Origin of the sequence: Paenibacillus popilliae ATCC 14706 (assembly GCF_000315235.1) — a bacterium.
GTDB classification, from domain to species: domain Bacteria; phylum Bacillota; class Bacilli; order Paenibacillales; family Paenibacillaceae; genus Paenibacillus_B; species Paenibacillus_B popilliae.
On record NZ_BALG01000304.1, the window covers coordinates 1 to 667 of the forward strand.

2 pseudogenes are annotated in these 667 nt (G+C 57.4%); both read left to right on the top strand.

Features of this window, described 5'->3' with window-relative positions:
• Positions 1-7: 7 nt before the first annotated feature.
• A pseudogene (tnpB, locus tag PPOP_RS25205) lies at positions 8-130 on the top strand (IS66 family insertion sequence element accessory protein TnpB); the annotation flags it as partial.
• Positions 128-667: pseudogene (locus PPOP_RS21050) on the top strand (IS66 family transposase); the annotation flags it as partial. The pseudogenes tnpB and PPOP_RS21050, both read left to right, overlap by 3 nt.

Genomic DNA, 667 nt, shown 5'->3' on the forward strand with positions numbered 1-667 from the left:
TGTTTATCTGGCTTGCGGCGCAACAGACATGCGCAAATCCATTGATGGGCTGGCCGCTATGGTACAGGAACAATTTGGGCTCAATCCGTTTTCCACGGCGCTGTTCGTGTTTTGTAATCGCAGACGGGCCAAACTCAAATGGTACGAGGAACAGTTCCGGCTTGCACAGCAGAAGCGCTTCGGGGCTTCCAGCGAGAAGACGCATCCGGATCAATTGGAACTGAATCTGTTTAATGAGGCCGAAGTGCTGGCAGTGCCTAACGCAGAGCCTGTGACGGCTCCAATGCCTCGGCCCGCCTATCCGGGCAGCCTGGCCTCGCCATCGGCGATAACGCATGTGATGTGCCAAAAATACGTGAGCAGCCAGCCGCTCTACCGGCAGGAACATGAATGGACCCGTTTAGGTTATCCCTTGTCCCGGCAAACGATGGCGAACTGGATGATCTACGGCGCAGAGCACTGGCTGCTGCCCGTTGTGGCGGAAATGAGGCGCCATCTGCTGAAGCAGGATGTGCTGCATGCGGACGAGACCACGCTGCAGGTGTTAAAGGAATCGGGAAAAGCGGCGCAGTTGGATTCGTATATGTGGCTATACCGCACGGGGCGAGGTGAACCCTCCGTGGTGTTGTACGACTACCAGCGCACGAGAGGCGGGGAGCATCCGCGG